The sequence below is a fragment of the Paenibacillus sp. BC26 genome (assembly GCF_900116125.1).
Classification (GTDB): domain Bacteria; phylum Bacillota; class Bacilli; order Paenibacillales; family Paenibacillaceae; genus Paenibacillus_Z; species Paenibacillus_Z lignilyticus.
Genome location: NZ_FPAD01000001.1, coordinates 3,154,130 through 3,167,566 on the forward strand (window position 1 = coordinate 3,154,130; position 13,437 = coordinate 3,167,566).

A 13,437-nucleotide genomic window follows, 5' to 3' on the forward strand; every position below is an offset into this window, starting at 1 on the left:
TAGTTTAGAATTGCTATTCCAACATTGTCTCACATGTTGTGGTCATTTAAAAGCTTTTTGCCCGATTTTCTTTCGCGCTTTTAAGCTTTTATGTACAGAAGCGTTCTCTAAAAAGAATACCCTTTGAGCTGCCTGAGGCAGTTCAAAGGGTATCGGATTGACGCTTTAGCCTCGCAGCTCTTGAACAAATGCACGGATTTGATCTAAGCCTTCCTGCTTCGTATCCGATGATTGCAGCAAAGGTACGACCTCTTCGATCTTGCGAACAATCGCGCTGCCGACGATGACGCCATCGGCCTGTTTGCCGAAGCGCTCCACCTGCTCGCGGCTGGAAATACCGAAGCCAACGGCGATTGGCGTTGTTGTGGCTTCGCGAACCGTGGCGAGAAACTCGTCAATGCCGCTATGGAAGTCAGCGCGAACGCCGGTAACGCCAAGCGACGATACGCAATAGACGAATCCGCGGGCCTTGGAAGCAATGCGCTTCACGCGGTCATTGGATGTTGGGGCTACAAGCGGGATGAGATGAATATCCGCTGCTTCAGCCATTGCGCGAACCTCAGCGTCCTCTTCGATCGGCAAATCCGGAATGATTAAGCCGCTGATTCCTTTCTCGGTAACGAGGTCAAAGAACCGTTCCAGACCGTATTGCAGAATAGGATTATAATAGGAGAACAGGATGAATGGCAGTTTAATGCCGGCTTGACGGGCATTCTCGGCAACCTGAATGCAGTCAACCAGCGTGACTTGGCCGTTCTTCAAGGCACGCTCGGAAGCGCGTTGAATGACAGGGCCATCCGCCAACGGGTCCGAATAAGGAACGCCAAGCTCTACCATATCAGCGCCGGCCTGTTCCAGCGCCCCAATGATTTCCACTGAGGTGCCCAGATCAGGATCGCCGATGGTAAGGAAAGGGATCAACGCCGTGCGGCCTTCTTCACGCAGACGCTGGAACGATGCATCTATTTCATTAATGGCCATGGTTTTCGTCGCCTCCCAAGTAGCCCATAATCGCTTGCACGTCTTTGTCTCCGCGGCCTGACAAGCTGACTACGATAATTTGATCGCGGCTGAGCGTCGGAGCGAGCTTCATTACTTCAGCGATGGCATGCGCAGACTCCAGTGCCGGGATGATGCCTTCTGTACGCGACAGAAGCTGCAGCCCTTCGAGCGCCTCTGCATCTGTAATCGGCACGTAATTAGCACGGCCTGTGTCTTTGAGGTAAGCATGCTCCGGTCCGATACCCGGGTAGTCCAGTCCTGCCGAAATCGAGTGAGCCGGCTGTACTTGACCATGCTCGTCCTGCAGCACGTAGCTGAGCGAGCCTTGGAATACGCCATGGCGTCCCTTCGTCATCGTTGCCGCATGTTCTTCGGTTTCCACGCCGCGACCGGCTGCTTCAACGCCGAGCAGCTTCACCCCTTCATCGCCGATGAATGGATAGAACATCCCGATGGCGTTACTTCCACCACCGACTGCAGCTACGACATAATCAGGCAAACGTCCGACTTCTTTAAGAATTTGCTCTCTGGATTCATCCCCGATAATACGCTGGAAATCGCGAACCATCATCGGGTATGGATGAGGACCGGTTACGGAACCAAGGATGTAATACGTATCATCTACATGGCTGACCCAGTAGCGAAGTGTCTCATTACAAGCATCCTTCAGTGTACGTGTGCCTGATGTAACGGGAACTACTTCTGCACCTAGCAGCTTCATGCGGAATACATTCAGCTCTTGGCGTTTCGTATCTTCTTCGCCCATGAACACTTTGCATTCCATACCTAGCAGCGCCGCTACCGTAGCGGAAGCAACACCATGCTGGCCTGCTCCTGTTTCGGCGATGATCTTCGTTTTTCCCATCCGCTTGGCAAGTACGCCTTGGCCAATTGTATTGTTGATTTTATGTGCACCGGTATGGTTCAAATCTTCGCGTTTCAAATAAATTTGCGCGCCGCCAAGATGATCGGACAAGCGCTGTGCGTGATACAGCGAAGTAGGCCTGCCCGAATATTTGGTCAATAAGTAACGAACCTCTGCAATGAATTCCGGATCCTTCGAATAATGCTGGTATGCTTCCTCTAACTCAAGCAGCGCGTTCATGAGCGTTTCAGGCACATAACGTCCGCCGAATTTACCGAAGCGCCCGTTTACGTCCGGGACTTGGATCATACGCTTCTCACCCTTTCCACAAACAATCGAATTTTCTGAATATCCTTCAAGCCATCTGTCTCCACGCCGCTCGACACATCTACGCCGCTCGGGGCATATTGACTAACCAAATCCACGACATTATCCGGATGAAGCCCGCCAGCCACATAGAGCGGTACGCGGATGGCCGACGCAGCTTCCATATACCGATCAATGACATGCCATGCAAACGTCTGTCCGGTGCCGCCGCCGGCTGTGTCAATGAGAAACCCGTCTACCACCCCGGCATAACCTTCAAGTCTTGAAGCTCCGCCGGCGTCATCTCCTTGGCTATCCTTTACGGAAAACACCTTCCATACTTGCGCGTTCAGCGTCTCTCTCACCTGCGCGCAAAACTGAGGTGATTCATCGCCGTGCAGCTGAATGACATCAAGCGGTGCAACTGCAAGAACGGACTGCAATTCCTGAAGGCTTGGATTAACGAAAACGCCGACCGTCAAAGGAGCTTTATCCTCTGGCAAGCGAAGCTTCCGAGCTTCCTCGATCAGCGTCCGCGCAAGCTCAGGCGACACTTGACGTTTGCTTGCCGCAAATATGAATCCCATTTCGTCAAAGGCCAAACCGTTCATCGCGCGAATCGTTGCCACGTCTCGCAAACCGCATATTTTAATACGTATCGGATTGAACTTACCTCTATTGTCTTGTTTAGTCCCAGCAGCAGACATTACGCGTTCACCGGTCCCATTAGTTGCTCTACAGCTGCGCCTACATCCGGCTGACGCATGAAATGTTCGCCGATCAGCACGCCTTTCGCACCCGCGTCTTTAACGAAAGCAATATCCTCTCGCGAAGAGAGCGAGCTCTCGCTAATAACCGTAATGCCGGGAGGCACCAATCCAATCAGACGCTCTGTCGTCTTAATATCCGTTACAAAGGTGTGCAAGTTGCGATTATTAATCCCCACCAGCGTTGCTTTGCCCAGCCCAAGGACGGATTCCACCTCTTCTTGATCATGGACTTCCACAAGTACGTCAAGCCCAATCGCTTTGGCCGTTTCATAGAAATCAGCAAGCTGAGAAGGACGAAGAATGGCAGCGATCAACAGGATGGCATCTGCGCCGATTAAGCGCGCTTCATAAATTTGACGGTGATCCACCGTGAAATCTTTACGAAGCAATGGGACATTTACAGCCCGCGAAACAGCGGTCAAATATTCGTTCTTTCCTTGAAAATAATCCTCGTCCGTCAACACTGATATACAGTCCGTGCCTGCTTCTTCATAGATGCGGGCAAGTGCGACAGGGTCAAAATCAGGCCGGATGAGACCTTTCGAAGGCGATGCTTTCTTCACTTCCGCGATTAAACCCAGATCCCGCTTCGTCCCGGACGTTAGTCTAAGCTCGAAGCCACGGCAAGGCGGCAATTCCGCGATTTGACGCTCTGCCTCTCGAATGGAGAAATGCTCCGCCAAATCATCTACTTCTTTTCGTTTCGATGCTACGATTTTATCAAGAAACATGGCTCAACTCTCCTGTCGTTTCAATCAACTGCCGCAGTTTCATCGCTGCTTGGCCGGAATCGATGACGGTCCGCGCCACTGCAACACCCGCCTGCAAGGAGTCCGCGCCGCCACCGACGAAGATACATGCGCCTGCGTTAGCCAGCACGATGTCCCGGTATGCGCCGAAGTCATCCCCGTTGAAGATCGAACGGATGATACGCGCATTCTCATTCGCATCCCCGCCGATGACTTCGCTCAGCGAACGAGTAGTCAAACCAAGTTCCTCCGGCGTAATGGTATACGTGCGTACGGTGCCGCCAAGCAGCTCCGAAATTTGTGTCGGTGAAGAAATGCTGATTTCGTCCAGACCGTCGAAGCTGCTCACAACCATTGCACGCTTCAAGCCAAGCTCGCCTAATACGGAAGCGATGGTCTCGGTTCTGGATTTATCATAGATGCCGAGAAGCTGACGGTCGGCGCCGGCCGGATTCGTTAACGGTCCGAGCATGTTGAAGATGGTACGGATACCGATCTCGCGTCTTGGACCAGCCGCGTATTTAAGGGATGGATGATAAAGCTGCGCAAACATGAAGCAGATCCCGATCTCATCCAGGCAGCGTGCTGCCTGCTCCGGTGACAGCGTAATGTTGACGCCAAGCGCCTCAAGCGTATCTGCGCTGCCGGATTTGCCGGACATCGCCCGGTTGCCGTGTTTGGCAACGCGGACGCCCGCCGCTGAAGCTATGATAGCAGAAGCTGTCGAAATATTGAATTTATGAATGCCGGATCCACCTGTTCCACAGGTGTCCAGAAGTCCGTTGCGCTCGGTATGAACATGATTGGAAAACGAACGCATCGCTTCCGCGAAGCCGGTAATCTCGTCTTTGGTTTCGCCTTTCATCCGAAGCGCCGTTGCGATGGCGCCGATCTGTGCACCGGATGCTTCGCCGCTCATAATAATCTCCATTACGCCGCGTGCTTCTTCCCGCGTCAGGTTAGTCCCGCCAACCACTACATTCAGCGCCCGCTGCATCGTCATGAGTTCATTCGTAACTGCCATGCCCCCGCTCACCCTTTCGCACCCGCATAGTAATCCATATTGATCATGCTGCTCGTGCGATCCGGTACGGCGAATATTGCTTCCGCAGCTCGAACCGCTTTGAGCATAGCCATCGCTTTATTGACGGTTTCCATATATTCATTCTCCGGTATGGAATCCCAAACAATGCCCGCCCCAGCCTGAACATAGGCCTTACCATTCTTGAAGATCAGCGTGCGGATCGTGATGCAGGTATTGAGGCTGCCGCCAAAACCGAGATAGCCGATCGCACCGGCATAGGCGCCGCGCGCTTCGTTCTCCAGCTCCGCGATGATCTCCATCGCTCTTAGCTTCGGAGCGCCGGATACCGTTCCCGCCGGCATGCAAGAAACGAAAGCATCGAAGAAATCTTTGTCTTCGCGCAGCTTGCCGGATACGTTGGAAACGATGTGCATCACGTGGGAGTAACGCTCGATCTCCATATACGAATCGCAGCGGACAGTGCCGAATTCCGATACGCGTCCGATATCGTTGCGTCCCAGATCGACGAGCATCAAATGCTCTGCGCGTTCTTTCTCATCCGCCAGCAATTCTTTCTCAAGCGCCAAATCCTGCTCCGGCGTTTTGCCGCGCGGACGCGTTCCGGCAATCGGACGCGTTTCCACGCGTTCGCCATCGACCTTCACGAGCGCTTCCGGTGACGTGCCGACAATAACCTCGTCATCCATTTTCAGATAGTACATATAAGGCGAAGGATTCATGGTGCGCAGAACGCGGTATACATGAAGCGGATCGACTTCTGTTTCGATGTTAAAGCGCTGCGATAACACCACTTGGAAAATATCGCCGGCACGAATGTACTCTTTGGATTTCTCGACATTCGCAAGGAATTGTTCCTTCGTCAGGTTCGAGGAAACGTTACCGAGATCGGGATCAGCCGGGATGCTTCCTGCTGCCATCAGTGCGGACGGCAATGGCTGCTGCAGCCGCTCAATGGTCGCTTCCATCCGGCTGACCGTTTGCTCATAAACCGCCTGAATGTCTTGGTCTGTCGCCGCATTCGGGATATGTACGTTCCCGATCACTTGAATTTGCTGTTTGAAATGATCGAATACGATAACTTGATCGCAAAACATAAATTGCAGATCGTTCATGTTCAGATCGTCAATCCGGTGTGCCGGCAGCTTCTCATAATACTGAAGCAGGTCATACCCGAAGAATCCGATCGCCCCGCCTGTGAAAGGCGGCAATTCAGGAATGGATGGACTGCGGAAGGAACGCAAATGTGCTTTAAGCAGCTCAATCGGTTTCTCGCGCAGTACCTCTTCTTTGCCATTCACTTCGATGACCATCTCGCCGTTCTTGCCCCGAATGAGCATGAACGGATCGGTGCCGATGAAGGAATAACGCGCCCATTTCACTCCACCTTCTACACTCTCCAGCAAGAAGGCACGGCGCTCCTTATAGAAATGCTGGAATATACGAATTGGCGTCTCTGTATCCGCCATTACATGTCTGACGATCGGAATCAAATTATACGTGCTCGATAACCGAATGACTCCTTGAAGCTCCTGATTCATAACCAATCTCTCCCTTGTCGGAAAATAAAAAAACTCCTGCCGCAGCAGGAGTGATCATGTCAGAAGATGGAAAATGAGCATTGATACGGCAATAGAACATAACGTGGATTGTAGACTAATAGATACACCTATAGCCTGGATATCCTCCAAGAGGGTGCACTAAACTACGACCTGCGTCATCTCTTCACTCGTCTCAATCTTGCACTAAAAACTCAGCTCAGCTCTACTCATCTCTTCTAACTTCACTAACTACTCTGCTCAACTCGGCTCATTCTTCAAGTATGAAATCACTATACACCAGCGTAAACGGATCCGTCAATCCTTTAAAAATGAGCTTTCCAATGTTGCACGATCTATGATTTCGATAAATCCGGACGGAGTGCCTTAGCACCGCCTAAATAAACATGTTCAATTTCCTTCTGCGACTTCTCCGTGTTAACCGAAACCAGAAGGCGGATGCACATGGCCAAGCTGCCTTTGACCGGCACTTCAACGGCGCACATCAGCGGAACAAGCTCCCAGCCCTGCATGACACGAATGGCTCTGGCCGGAAATGTTGCATCCAGATCGCCGGTTACCGTAATAAATACACTTGCGATGTCTTCGGGCTCGATCGCATTAGAAGCTACGATTGTATGCAACAACTCCTCTGTCGCCCGTAATATCGGCTGCTCTTCATTCAATTCGACCGTGATCGCTCCGCGAATTCCCCGTACACTCATTCTAGATGGCCTCCTGTTTCAATTGTTCCACGATCTCCCGAATGAGAGAAGTAGATACCGATTTATTGATTTCCACGACGCCAATTGCAGTAGGCACGATAAAGACCATCGTTCCTTCTTGGAACTTCTTATCATGCATCATCGCACGCATGATTTCATCTGTCGGCAGATGCGCTGGGAGTCTCACCGGCAAGCCTACCCGCTGCAGCACATGCTTCGTCACCGTGTAGACCTCTTCAGGAGCCCCCAGGCGAACCGCAAGCCTTGCAGCCCCGACCATTCCGATCGCTATCGCTTCACCGTGTAAAAGCTCTCCGTAGCCGGCAACGGCCTCAAGCGCATGGCCGATGGTATGCCCAAGATTAAGAATCGCGCGAAGATCGTTTTCCCGCTCATCCTTCGAGACGACCGCCGCTTTAACGCTGCAGCCTTTGTAGAGGGCATACCCGAGCGCATCGGGATCAAGTGCCGTCAATTTATCCGCATTCTCGTCGCACCAGGTCACGAATGAAGCATCCCAGATCAAGCCATGCTTCACAACTTCCGATAAACCTGCCTTTACTTCGCGCTCAGGCAACGTTTGCAGCGTTTTCAAATCATAAAGCACAAGCTCGGGTTGATGAAAAGCACCGATAATATTTTTAGCAAGGGGGTGGTTCACCGCAACCTTGCCTCCGACACTGCTGTCGTGAGCAAGAATCGTCGTCGGCACCTGTACGAATTTAATGCCGCGCATGAAAGAAGCTGCGACGAAGCCGGCGAGATCACCGACCACGCCGCCTCCCAGTGCGACAATTGCGGATTTGCGGTCAAGCCCATGTTCCAGCGCAATCCCAATTAATCGCTCCAGCTCCGTAAGAGACTTGGAACTCTCTCCTGCCGGAACAACAGCTGTTACGACCGTAAAGCCTGCAGAAGTTAACACATTGGCCAGATGGCCTAAATGCCGCTCTGCAACATTCGCATCCGTAATAATCATAAGGGGCGACTTCTTGCTGATGCCGCGCTCGGTAAACAGGTTACCTGCTTCATCCAACACGCCTTCCCCGATATAGATCGGGTAGGAGCGCTCGCCAAGCTCGACGGTCAGTTCACGATGACCGCCGCTCATTAGTAGTTCCTCAGCTGCGCCAAGTAATTGTTGTAGTTCGCCGTAATTTCTTCCATGGAGTCGCCGCCGAATTTCTCCAGAAACGCTCTTGCCACTTCCCACGCGACTACATGCTCCATAACTACGCTTGCTGCCGGCACTGCGCAGCTGTCAGAACGTTCCACTTGCGCAGTGAACGGCTCTCTTGTGTCGATATCTACGCTTTGCAGCGGTTTATATAACGTCGGGATCGGTTTCATAACACCGCGCACGACGATTTGTTCCCCGTTCGTCATCCCGCCTTCGAATCCACCAAGACGGTTAGTTGCTCTGTAATAGCCGCGTTCTTCCGAGTACATGATTTCATCATGTACTTGCGATCCGCGAATGGTTCCGGCTTCAAAGCCAATGCCGATTTCGCAGCCTTTGAACGCATTGATCGACATCACCGCTTGCGCGATCCGTCCGTCAAGTTTGCGGTCATACTGCACATGGCTGCCCAGTCCGATAGGCACGCCTTCCACGATACATTCCACGATTCCACCGATCGAATCGCCTTCCGCTTTGATTTGATCGATATAAGCAGTCATTTTCTCTTCGGTTTCTTTGTCAACGACACGAACCGGAGACTCTTCGGTCAAACGAACCAATTCATCGAGCGGCAATTGATTCGCCGGAGCCTCAATCTCGCCGATTCGAATAACTTGTCCGCCTACTTTAATGCCGAATGCAGCAAGAAATTGGCGAGCCACTGCGCCAACCGCTACACGTGCTGCCGTTTCACGGGCACTGGAGCGCTCAAGTACGTTGCGCAAATCTTTCAGATTGTATTTAAGTCCGCCATTCAAATCCGCATGGCCGGGACGCGGGCGATGAACGCGGCGTTTCTCTTCATCACTGCCTTCAATCGGCTCGATGTTCATAACCGATGTCCAGTGTTTCCAGTCGTTGTTCTCCACAATCAGAGCTACAGGCGCTCCGGTTGTTTTACCATGACGAACACCGCCGACAATGTTAGCGGTATCTTTCTCGATTTGCATGCGGCGGCCACGGCCGTGACCTTTCTGCCTACGGTGCAATTGGAAATTCAGCTCCTGAAAATCAAGCTGCAAATTGCTCGGAAGCCCCTCAATTATTGCTGTCAACTGTGGACCATGTGTCTCTCCTGCTGTCAAATAACGTAAACTCACAGTAAAGCCCTCCCTCATCCCGAACACCGCAAACGCATATTCCGGTTATGTATATCTGCCAAATATCTTTGCTCATTATAGTATAGCGTCGCCGGTTTGACAAGGAAATGAACGCTCTCTATATGAGGACTTCGCAATAAAAAAGCTGCCCTGCACACCTTCCGAAGAAGACATGACAAGGCAGCTTTCAGTCCGTATAAACTAACTATTCACAGATTGATTGCCGCGCAGGCGATCCGGTTCCTCATTCAACTGCGGGTCATTCATGAGACCATTCATTTGCCTGGTATCAATGCCGAGAATTTGGGCGCACTCCTGGACTGTTATGAATCCACGCTTATACGCCGCAATAACCTTACGTTTGTCCATGCTGCACCTCCATTGCCAAACTATCTATAACTTAGTATTGGAGAAGATGGAAAACGATATACCTTCTACGCCCGTTTGCGGTAAAAGAATGTTTCAACCGAATCGAAATCATATTGCGCCGGCGAGAAAATTTGCTCCGTGCTGCCTACGAACAGCAGACCGCCGGGCTTAAGCGCTTTCGAAAATTTATGATAGAGCAGATGCTTGGCTTCTTCCGTGAAGTAGATCATGACATTGCGGCATACGATCACATCGAAGCCGGTGTCAAAGGTGTCATGAAGCAAATTCTGCTGTTTAAAGGTAATATTTCGCTTGAGCTGATTCACAACGGCAACATTATCTTCATCATGCTTCGTAAAATATTTACTCATATAAGTGCGCGGTACCTCGCGGATCGATCGATCCTGATAAATGCCTTGCGTCGCTTTCTGCAATACAATATTGTCCAAATCGGTTGCAAGGATCGATGACTTATCTTGCGCGCCAAGCTCTGCCAAGATCATGGACAGTGTGTACGGCTCTTCTCCCGTTGAGCAAGCCGCGCTCCATATTTTGACGCGAGGGTTAGCTTTAACGATCTCAGGTAAAAATTTCTTCTCCATGGCTTCCCATCGGCTCGGATTACGCCAAAACTCCGACACATTGATGGTCATCCGATCGAGAAATTCGTTCATCAGCTTCTTGTCCTTCTCTAGGCCATCCCAGTAGGCTGCAAATGTATTGTAGCCGTACTTCTGCCTAAGCGTCGTCAACCGCCGCTTCATCTGCGCTTCTTTGTATTGGGAAAGATCAATAGCTGTTTTGTCTTTGATTTTCTTGATGAATAGCGAAAAGTCCTTGTCCTCCACCATGTTTTCCCCCGATGTCGCAGACACTTGGCCGCCTGATGTTAGTTAAATCCACTGCTGAATCGTTTGGTTGTAGTCCACCACTTCATGCGGAGCGAAGAAAATTCCGATCTCACGTGCCGCGCTTTCCGGCGAATCCGAACCATGAATCAGATTGAAGTTCGTATGTACCGCGTAGTCGGAACGAATCGTTCCCGGCGCTGCTTCAAGTGCATTCGTCTTGCCGATCATCGCGCGTGTAAGTCCGATGACATTATCCCCTTGCCAAACCATTGCAAATACTGGACCTGACGTCACAAAGGCTACGAGCGGCGGATAAAAGGGCTTTCCGATGTGCTCTGCGTAGTGACGTTCAGCCAGCTCAGGCGTGATCATCATGAATTTGGCTCCAACGAGCTTCAGCCCCTTACGTTCGAAGCGTGATACGATTTCACCGATCAAACCGCGTTGTACGCCATCCGGCTTTACCATTAGAAAAGTTCTTTCCATCTGAATTCCCTCCCAAACGCTTTAGTAGTTTCGTTTTGCTACAAAATGCGCAATATCCGTCAAATTTTTCTTCGCCGTAATGTTCGGCAGTTCGCTTAGAGCTTCAATCGCTTTATTCATATATCTTGTCGCCATGGCATCCGCAGTATGGATTCCGGCGCTCTTACGTATTATGTTCAACGCTTTTTTCGTTTCACCTGCTCCATTCGACTCGCGAATTTTATTTATTTCCACAAGTAAATCATCTTTAATGGATGGCTCTTGCATCGCGAGCAGTACAGGAAGCGTCATATTGCCTTGTTTAATGTCGGAACCCGGCGGTTTGCCGATTTGTTTCTCGGTCCCAAGCAAGTCCAGCAGATCATCCCTAATTTGAAAGGTCATGCCAACATTATAACCAAATCGATACAGACAATTTGCCGTCTTGCGGTCTGCACCGGACGCTATTGCACCGAGCTGACAACTGATAGCAATTAATAGTGCCGTCTTGCGGCGGATGCGAAGCAAGTAGTTGCGAACCGATTGCTCTGTATTGAAGAAATCACGGATTTGTTCCATTTCGCCAATACACATCTGCACCATGGCTTTGGATAATATCTGATGAATTTGCGGGTTCTCAAGCTCGGTTACGATCGTAAGCGCCTTGCCGTAAATATAATCGCCGGTATACATTGCAATGCGATTATCCCATTTGGATTTAACCGTAAGCTGTCCGCGACGGGTCTCGGCGTTGTCAATTACATCATCATGCACAAGGGAAGCCATATGAATGAGTTCAAGCGGTACCGCGATCTTCTGCAGCACTTCCAACCGGTATGTGCCAAACTTACCTGCAAGTAGCACAAACACGGGACGTATCCGCTTGCCGCCTGCTTTAAGCAGATGCGTCGATGCATCCGTGAGCAGCGTATGCTCGTTGGTAACGCTGCGCGCCAGCTGACTTTCGATCGCATCTAAATCGCTTTTCATTTTGGCGTAGATATCGAGTAGTTTCATTTGTTCACCTTGAGGGCAGATTGGTCTAAGAAAAATTGCATTTGAACCTCATGCGACAACAAACCCAATTGATGCGCATAGTCAAAATACAACGATAAACCTGCCTGCTCGTCCGTTCCAAAGTTATAGTGCAGCTCTTTGAAATATCGTTTCCAATAGGCTTCTTCCCCGCCTAACAATGTGCAAGCTTTATCGATAAGAGGCTGCAAGTCGCTGAGACTTCTTTCCTTGCTTGCCGTCAGCGCATGGAGAACGGCCGAAACCGCCTCCGGATCTGCAGCGGCAATTTCTTTGCGGACAGCCACAAGCGCGAAGGTCATGCCGTAGCCTGTCCAATCGCGCCATAGCTCGCCCAGATCGATAACGGCCATGCCTCTTTCTTTATTCGCCCACGAAGCATGTATGGCTGTATCCCCAATCAGAAGCGCAGCATCCGCTTCCTCCAGCATCGTGTCGAGATTGGGCTCCATCGTTATATATGAAGGTTCCGCTTTATAATAAAGCTTCATTAAAATTTTGAGCAAATTTACGGAGGTTGCAGACGTTGCCGTCATTGCAATCCTTCCCCGGAGCACTTCATCGAGCGGTTTCTTAAGAAACAGCAGAATCGAATTGACGCGCCCCCTTGCACTAACCGATAAATCCGGCAGCAGCAAGTATTCACTGGCATTTTCCGCATATGCGTACGAGGACATCGAGGTTATGTCGATCTCACCCTGCCGAAGCGCTTTATTCAATGCGGCTGGGACACGCTTCTCAATATGGAACCGTTCCTGCGGCAATTGCTGCTCCGCATAATGAAAAATAGGCCAAACGTTCGCATAGTCAATGCGACCGACTGTAATCGGGCGATTTAACCCCATGCTGTTCATCTCCCCATCTTCTGTACAAATCATGATCCAGCGGAAGCTGATCAAGCACTTTCCCGACTAGAAAATTGATGATATCGTCAATTGTTTGCGGCCCATGATAAAAGGCCGGCATTGCCGGAACGAGTTTAACGCCAAGTCGAGCCAGCGTCAGCATGTTCTCCAAATGAATGGCATGCAGCGGCGTTTCGCGAGGCACAAGGATCAGCTTGCGTCCTTCCTTCAGCATAACATCCGCAGCACGTGTCATCAAATCATCCGAAATGCCATGTGCGATTGAGGCCAATGTCCCCATTGAGCATGGCATGATAATCATGCCTTCTACTCGGTACGATCCGCTTGCTATCGAGGCGCCGATATCCGCATTGGGATGCAGAATCAACCGGCCTGCTTCCACCGCCTCTTGGAACACGGCGGTTACCGCCTGCTGACGCTTCGCAGTGTTCCAGCCAAGCTCCTCTTTCAGCACGCGCCAGCCTGCTTCGGTCACGACAAGATGTACCTTCAGCCCGCCTTCCAGAAGGCTGCTGATTAGCCTGATCCCGTAGATCGCGCCGCTGGCTCCTGTAATACCGACAACCATACTCTT

15 protein-coding genes are annotated in these 13,437 nt (G+C 51.0%); all 15 read right to left on the reverse strand.

The window, feature by feature from the left end:
* Positions 1 to 165: 165 nt before the first annotated feature.
* The 15 genes from trpA to BM412_RS14200 all read right to left on the reverse strand — a co-directional run bounded on the left by trpA (position 166) and on the right by BM412_RS14200 (position 13,431).
* Positions 166 to 975 (reverse strand): tryptophan synthase subunit alpha, encoded by an 810-nt coding sequence (gene trpA, locus BM412_RS14135; protein ID WP_091220446.1) that lies wholly within the window; start codon positions 973 to 975, stop codon positions 166 to 168.
* A complete protein-coding gene (trpB, locus tag BM412_RS14140) occupies positions 971 to 2,176 on the reverse strand; it encodes a tryptophan synthase subunit beta (protein WP_091218974.1) in 1,206 nt (401 codons plus the stop codon). Before trpB ends, trpA begins: the two co-directional genes overlap by 5 nt.
* Positions 2,173 to 2,880, reverse strand: a complete 708-nt coding sequence (locus BM412_RS14145; protein ID WP_091218977.1) for a phosphoribosylanthranilate isomerase — start codon at positions 2,878 to 2,880, stop codon at positions 2,173 to 2,175. Before BM412_RS14145 ends, trpB begins: the two co-directional genes overlap by 4 nt.
* Positions 2,880 to 3,674, reverse strand: coding sequence for an indole-3-glycerol phosphate synthase TrpC (gene trpC / locus BM412_RS14150; protein ID WP_091218979.1), 795 nt, complete (start codon positions 3,672 to 3,674; stop codon positions 2,880 to 2,882). The genes BM412_RS14145 and trpC overlap by 1 nt, the downstream gene beginning before the upstream one ends.
* A complete protein-coding gene (trpD, locus tag BM412_RS14155) occupies positions 3,664 to 4,716 on the reverse strand; it encodes an anthranilate phosphoribosyltransferase (RefSeq protein ID WP_091218982.1) in 1,053 nt (350 codons plus the stop codon). Before trpD ends, trpC begins: the two co-directional genes overlap by 11 nt.
* Before the next feature lie 8 nt (positions 4,717 to 4,724).
* On the reverse strand, positions 4,725 to 6,275 hold the full coding sequence (gene trpE / locus BM412_RS14160) for an anthranilate synthase component I (RefSeq protein WP_091218985.1): 1,551 nt from the start codon (positions 6,273 to 6,275) through the stop codon (positions 4,725 to 4,727).
* 353 nt (positions 6,276 to 6,628) lie between these two features.
* The gene (gene aroH / locus BM412_RS14165; RefSeq protein ID WP_091218988.1) at positions 6,629 to 6,997 is read right to left on the reverse strand and encodes a chorismate mutase; all 369 of its coding nucleotides are present in this window, start codon (positions 6,995 to 6,997) and stop codon (positions 6,629 to 6,631) included.
* A gap of 1 nt (position 6,998) precedes the next feature.
* Positions 6,999 to 8,108 carry a 3-dehydroquinate synthase gene (aroB, locus tag BM412_RS14170; RefSeq protein WP_091218990.1) on the reverse strand — a complete coding sequence of 370 codons (1,110 nt, stop codon included), beginning with the start codon at positions 8,106 to 8,108 and terminating at the stop codon, positions 6,999 to 7,001.
* Positions 8,108 to 9,277 carry a chorismate synthase gene (aroC, locus tag BM412_RS14175; RefSeq protein WP_091218993.1) on the reverse strand — a complete coding sequence of 390 codons (1,170 nt, stop codon included), beginning with the start codon at positions 9,275 to 9,277 and terminating at the stop codon, positions 8,108 to 8,110. The genes aroB and aroC overlap by 1 nt, the downstream gene beginning before the upstream one ends.
* A gap of 201 nt (positions 9,278 to 9,478) precedes the next feature.
* On the reverse strand, positions 9,479 to 9,646 hold the full coding sequence (locus BM412_RS32125) for a hypothetical protein (protein ID WP_177245828.1): 168 nt from the start codon (positions 9,644 to 9,646) through the stop codon (positions 9,479 to 9,481).
* Positions 9,647 to 9,711: 65 nt separating this feature from the next.
* On the reverse strand, positions 9,712 to 10,494 hold the full coding sequence (locus tag BM412_RS14180) for a CheR family methyltransferase (RefSeq protein WP_091220457.1): 783 nt from the start codon (positions 10,492 to 10,494) through the stop codon (positions 9,712 to 9,714).
* A 45-nt stretch (positions 10,495 to 10,539) separates the two neighbouring features.
* Entirely contained in the window at positions 10,540 to 10,983 is a 444-nt protein-coding gene (gene ndk, locus BM412_RS14185; protein WP_091218995.1) for a nucleoside-diphosphate kinase, read from the reverse strand.
* Positions 10,984 to 11,004: 21 nt separating this feature from the next.
* Positions 11,005 to 11,979, reverse strand: coding sequence for a heptaprenyl diphosphate synthase component II (hepT, locus tag BM412_RS14190; RefSeq protein WP_091218997.1), 975 nt, complete (start codon positions 11,977 to 11,979; stop codon positions 11,005 to 11,007).
* On the reverse strand, positions 11,976 to 12,842 hold the full coding sequence (locus BM412_RS14195; RefSeq protein WP_091219000.1) for a menaquinone biosynthesis protein: 867 nt from the start codon (positions 12,840 to 12,842) through the stop codon (positions 11,976 to 11,978). Before BM412_RS14195 ends, hepT begins: the two co-directional genes overlap by 4 nt.
* Positions 12,805 to 13,431, reverse strand: coding sequence for a UbiX family flavin prenyltransferase (locus tag BM412_RS14200; protein WP_091220474.1), 627 nt, complete (start codon positions 13,429 to 13,431; stop codon positions 12,805 to 12,807). The genes BM412_RS14195 and BM412_RS14200 overlap by 38 nt, the downstream gene beginning before the upstream one ends.
* Positions 13,432 to 13,437: the final 6 nt, after the last annotated feature.

Coding starts and splice junctions, on each gene's coding strand:
- trpB (WP_091218974.1), bottom strand. CDS start 2,176: ATGATCCAAGTCCCGGACGTAAACGGGCGCTTCGGTAAATTCGGCGGA.
- BM412_RS14145 (WP_091218977.1), bottom strand. CDS start 2,880: ATGTCTGCTGCTGGGACTAAACAAGACAATAGAGGTAAGTTCAATCCG.
- trpC (WP_091218979.1), bottom strand. CDS start 3,674: ATGTTTCTTGATAAAATCGTAGCATCGAAACGAAAAGAAGTAGATGAT.
- trpD (WP_091218982.1), bottom strand. CDS start 4,716: ATGGCAGTTACGAATGAACTCATGACGATGCAGCGGGCGCTGAATGTA.
- trpE (WP_091218985.1), bottom strand. CDS start 6,275: ATGAATCAGGAGCTTCAAGGAGTCATTCGGTTATCGAGCACGTATAAT.
- aroH (WP_091218988.1), bottom strand. CDS start 6,997: ATGAGTGTACGGGGAATTCGCGGAGCGATCACGGTCGAATTGAATGAA.
- aroB (WP_091218990.1), bottom strand. CDS start 8,108: ATGAGCGGCGGTCATCGTGAACTGACCGTCGAGCTTGGCGAGCGCTCC.
- BM412_RS32125 (WP_177245828.1), bottom strand. CDS start 9,646: ATGGACAAACGTAAGGTTATTGCGGCGTATAAGCGTGGATTCATAACA.
- ndk (WP_091218995.1), bottom strand. CDS start 10,983: ATGGAAAGAACTTTTCTAATGGTAAAGCCGGATGGCGTACAACGCGGT.
- hepT (WP_091218997.1), bottom strand. CDS start 11,979: ATGAAACTACTCGATATCTACGCCAAAATGAAAAGCGATTTAGATGCG.
- BM412_RS14195 (WP_091219000.1), bottom strand. CDS start 12,842: ATGGGGTTAAATCGCCCGATTACAGTCGGTCGCATTGACTATGCGAAC.
- BM412_RS14200 (WP_091220474.1), bottom strand. CDS start 13,431: ATGGTTGTCGGTATTACAGGAGCCAGCGGCGCGATCTACGGGATCAGG.